Here is a 5,368-nt window from a genome sequence, read left to right as displayed (position 1 = left end):
CCAGAACATGCAGCTGGTCAACAACTGGGACGACGTCATCCCGCCGCAGCAGACCTCGGACGACGCCGACAAGGACTCCGCGGACGAGGTGCAGCAGACGGTCCTGCCGGACCGCACCAAACCCAACAGCGCCCCGGTGGCCAAGCCCGACACCTTCGGCGTGCGTGCCGGAAAGACCACAATCCTTCCCGTGCTGGACAACGACTCGGACCCCGACGGCGATGTCCTCACCGTCCGCACCCCCGAACCACTGCAGTCCGGACCCGTCGCCCCGATCTACGGGGCCACGGGACTGCAGGTGAGCGTCGGCGCCGACAAGACCGGCTCGGAGACCTTCAAGTACACGGTCGACGACGGGCGCGGGCTGTCAGCCTCGGCCGACGTCACGCTCAACATCGTCCCGCCGGGGGAGAATTCTGCCCCCCGGCAGAAGCCGAACCGCAACACCACGCTGGTGGTCCAGGCCGGAAAGGCAGTCAGCCAGAACATCCTTACCGACTGGATCGACCCCGACGGCGACGACCTGTTCGTCGTCGGCGCCACCGGAAGCGATCCCCGCGACCAGGTCCGCATCCGGCCCGACGGGCTCCTCAGCTTCCAGGATTCCGGGGCGGAACCGGGCCGCAAAACAGTTACCGTCACCGTCTCGGACGGGCGGTCCACCACCGAAGGCAAGGTCACCATCGACGTGCGGGCGCCGGGTGCCCTGCCGCCTATCGCCAACGCAGACCACCTGGTGGCCGTTGCCGGCGTGGACACCGTGATCGCCCCCCTGAAGAACGACTCAGACCCGCAGGGCGGAGCGCTGCGGCTTGCCCAGGTCACCCCGGACGGCAACTCCACCGCCACCATGGGCGCGGATCAGCAAACCTTCACGTTCAATTCCACCGCAGTGGGCGCCCACTACGTCACCTACCTGGCCACCAACGGACCGGCCAGCGCGCAACAACTGGTGCGGGTCGACGTCGTACCCGGCAGCGGCGACGGTGCGCCGGTGGCCGTCCGCGACACGGCGCTGCTGCCCAGCGGCGGCAGCGTGCTGGTGGATGTCCTCGGCAACGACTCCGACCCCTCCGGCGGGGTGCTGGTGGTCCAGTCCGTGACCGCCGCGGACGGGCTGCCGCTCAGCGTCTCCGTGCTCGACCACTCCGTTGTCCGGATCACCGACGTCCGTGCCCAGGGCCAGCTGACGGTCAAATACACCATCTCCAACGGCAAGGCCTCGGCCACCGGCGAGATCGCCGTGCTGGTGGTCCCCGCCCCGGCGAAACTGCAGGCACCCCAGGCCAAACCGGACGAGGCCACGGTGCGCGCAGGCGACGTCGTGACCATCCCGGTGCTGGCCAACGACACCGATCCCAACGGCGGGAAGCTGACCCTCGAACCGGAGCTTGCGCAGAAGCCGGACACCGCAGACGGGCGCATCTTCACGTCCGGCGGTTCCATCCGCTTCATCGCGGGGGACGTGGCCAAGACCGTCTACGCGATTTACAAGGTCACCAATGAATCCGGCCAGTCCGATTCACAACAGGTCACCATCCGGATCCGCGCCCGCGATGACCAGCTCAACACCCGCCCGGAGCCGAAAAACCTCACGGCGCGCGTCGTGGCGGGCATGACCGTCCGCATCCCCGTGCCCCTTGACGGCGTGGACGCCGACGGCGACTCCGTCCAGCTGACCGGCGTGGACAAGGCCCCAGCCATGGGAACCGCATTGGTCAGGGACGGCTACCTCGAATTCACCGCCGCCGGCAACGCCGCGGGCACCGACACCTTCACCTACCGCGTCCGCGACCGCATCGGTGCCGAAAACACGGGCACCGTGATCGTCGGCATCGCGCCTGCGGAGGCCACGAACCAAAAGCCGATTGCCGTTGACGACGCCGTGGACGTCCGGCCCGGCCGGAAGATCGCTGTCGACGCGCTCACCAACGATTCCGACCCCGACGGCGACCCCATCACCCTGGTGTCCAACGGCTTCGAAGCGCGGCCTGACCTCGCCGTCGAAGCAGCGGAAGGCGGCAAGGTCCTGCTCACCGCTCCCGCTGCCGCCGGCAACGAAAGCGTCAGCTACAAGATCCAGGATGACAAGAAGGCCCAGGCCGGCGCCGTGATCCGGGTAAGGATCAGCCCCGACGCTGCGCTGAAGATCCCGGTCGCCAAGGACGACGTGGTCACCCAGGCAGAAACGCTGGGCAAGTCCGCCGTCGACGTCCCCGTCCTCAAGAACGACGCGGATCCTGACGGCGTGGCCTCCGAGCTGAAGATCAGCCTTCCCGACGGCAACCCCAACGCCCGGGTCACCGGCGATGGCACGGTCCGGGTCACGCTTGGTCCGGCAGACCAGTTGGTGCCGTACACCGTCACCGACGTTGACGGCCAAAGCGCGACGGCGGTCATCTGGGTTCCGGGGCAGGGCGCCCAGCACCCCACGCTCGCCAGGACCGACGTCGTCGAGGTCATGGCCGGCAAGGAAATCAACCTGGACCTGGCGCAGTACGTACGCGTCCGCGAGGGACGCACGGCACGCATCACCCAGGTGGACAAGGTCCGCGTCCTGGGCGCCGAACCGGACAACGTGGTGGCCGGAAACGGCAACGCCCTGCGCTATGCCGCGCTCAAGGACTACGTGGGCCCGGGCTCGGTGACGTTCGAAGTCACCGACGGCACGGGGCCGGACGACCCCGCCGGACTCAAGTCCACGCTCAGCATCATCACCAAGGTCATCCCCGGCCCCAACGCCAACCACCCGCCCACCTTCAGCGGCGCCACCCTCGACGTCCCGGCGGGGGAGTCCGCCACCCTTGAGCTGGGGAACCTGGCCAAGGACGTGGACTCCGGCGACCAGGAGAAGCTCAAGTTCGACATTGACGGCGCGTTGCCGGACGGCTTCAAGGCCAGCGTGGTCAACGGCACGCTGAAGGTGGCGCCCGACTCCGCCAAGGCCGCCGGGTGGAAGGGCAGCATCCCCCTCAAGGTCACCGACGGCCGGTCCGACCCCGTCCGGGCCACCGTCACGGCCACCGTGGTGGCCTCCAACCGGCCGCTGCCCACCGCGAACGAAGACGTGGTGGACAAAGCCAATGCCGGCAAGTCCGAGACCATCAACGTCCTCGCCAACGACTTCAACCCGTTCCCCGAGACTCCGTTGCGGATCACGTCCGCCACCGTGGAGACCGGCTCCGCCCCCGGCCAGCCTGCCATCTCCGGCGACTCGATCACCGTCACGCCCGCCAACGGATTCAAGGGCGTGATGGTGGTCCGGTACACCATCATGGACAAGACCGACGACGTGTCCCGGCAGACCGACGGACGCGTCCGGATCACCGTCAGGGACCGGCCCGACGCGCCGTCCGCGCCCACGGCCACGGATGTCCGCAACCGGACGGCAGTGCTCAAGTGGGCACCGCCGTCGGACAACGGCGCCCCGATCACCAAGTACACCGTCCGCTCCGCCAATGGGTTCAGCCAGGACTGTCCCACCACCACCTGCACGCTCACCGGACTGACCAACGACGTCAAGTATGTCTTCACCGTGACCGCCACCAACGAGGTCAAGGAATCCGATCCCTCTCCTGCGTCCAACGAAATCCGGCCGGACGAAAAACCGTCGCCGCCTGACGCCCCAACCGTCAAGGCCGGGGACAAGACCATGGAGATCGCCTGGCCCGCCGCCAAGACGGAGGGGTCCCCGGTCAAGGGCTACAACCTGGAAATATCGCCGCCGCCGGCCAACGGGGTGGCGGTCAAGAACGGGGTTCCCGGACTGAACTACACATGGTCGGGTCTGACCAACGGCGTGCGCTACAAAGTCCGGGCCCAGGCCGTTAACGAACTCGGACCCTCCGACTGGGGCCAGTACTCTGCCGAAGACAACCCGGCGGGCGTGCCCGCAGCTCCGGGAGCACCGACGTCGTCGGTGGCGTCCGCCGTGGGAACCACCAACCAGCTCAAGGTGGACTGGAACGAGCCGAACACCAACGGTGACGCCATCAGGAACTACTACGTGACCATGAGCGGTGGCGGCGGGGCGGACCAGACCCAGATGGTGGCCGGAACCGTCCGGACCGCCAACTTCACCGCCAACAACTCCGAAGCGTCCTATACCTTCACGGTGCAGGCCGAGAACAAGGCGGGCAAGGGAGCCGTCAGTGCCCCGTCAGCTCCCCGCCGTGCCACGGGCAAGCTGTCGCAGGTCTCGGGCGTGAGTGCCACGGAAGCCAACACCGGCGGGGCAGGCCGCTCCGTCACCATCAACTTCCGCGAGCTCACCGCCGCCGAACGCAACGGCTCAACCTACGCCGAGGTCAGCTACACCTTCCGGGCAAGCACCGGCCAAAGCGGCCCCATCAGGCCGGGGCAGACCGTGGGCGGCTTCACCAACGGGGACGCCACGGCCATCACCGTGATAGCCAACTCCGCCGTCGCACCGAGCTCGGACGCCAGCGCCGCAGCGACCGCCAACCCCTATGGTTCGCCCGGCACCCCGTCGGCGTCCGGCACGGACGGTGCCGAGAACCAGAAGAACCTGACCCTGAACTGGGCGTCGCCGCCGGCGGGCAGCTACGACATCGCCTACACCCAGATCAGGATCGACGGCGGAGGGTGGGAACGGGTGGCCGCCTCCGGCAGCCGCACCATCAACACCGCCGGGTTCAGCGAGCGGCATTCCATCGACGTTCAAACCGTCAACTCCAGGGGGACCGGCAGCCCCATCGCCTCCGCCTCCGCGCAGTCAGGAGCCGCCAAGACCCGGTGGACCACCCGGCTCGCTTCCGGGATGGACCGCAGCTGCACCGACCTGCCCGGCGCGACGTCCTACGATCCGGCCACCTTCACCTGTGACGGGCAAAGCGGCTACAACCGGCCATGGATGTCCCACCTGGACACCTTCGACGTCATGTGCTGGAAGCCCCACGGCACCACATACAGCGGCGACGGCCAGTGGTACTACATCATGCGTGGCTCACCGAACGCCACGCGCTGGATTCAATCGCTGCACACCACGATCGGTTCTCCGGCGCAGAGCGGGGTGCCGCTGTGCACCTTCCCGACAGGGGCAACGCCATAGCCGCCCCGGTGCCGGGGGCTGCCCGCGGACAGGGCAGTGCTACCCATCGCGGGCCCTGCAGGGCTTCGGTAGTCTTGCCCGGGGAAAGAAAGCCTGCTGCCGGTCCCGCGAACAGGCAGCCGTTCGGGCTACACAATCTGAGGGAAAAATAACGCTGTGACAAGTCTGCTGGGGAAGCTTGGGCTGAAAAAGCGACACAGGAAACTCGTTACCGGTACTGCTTTTGGTGCTGTGGTGGCTGTGGTGGTGACGGGTGCTGTGTTGTATCCGGGGTTTAAGACCACTGAGGTGGAGTTG

1 protein-coding gene is annotated in these 5,368 nt (G+C 67.8%); it reads left to right on the top strand.

From position 1 onward, the window contains the following. Window positions 1-5,071, top strand: a 5,071-nt coding sequence (locus VXJ37_RS20925) for an Ig-like domain-containing protein (protein WP_331324920.1), incomplete at its 5' end; no start/stop codon positions are given. Between the last annotated feature and the right edge of the window lie 297 nt (window positions 5,072-5,368).

This window comes from Pseudarthrobacter phenanthrenivorans (assembly GCF_036455295.1).
Lineage (GTDB): Bacteria > Actinomycetota > Actinomycetes > Actinomycetales > Micrococcaceae > Arthrobacter > Arthrobacter phenanthrenivorans_C.
Note: the sequence above shows the minus strand (reverse complement) of the source record. Positions and strands in the feature narration are given on the sequence as shown.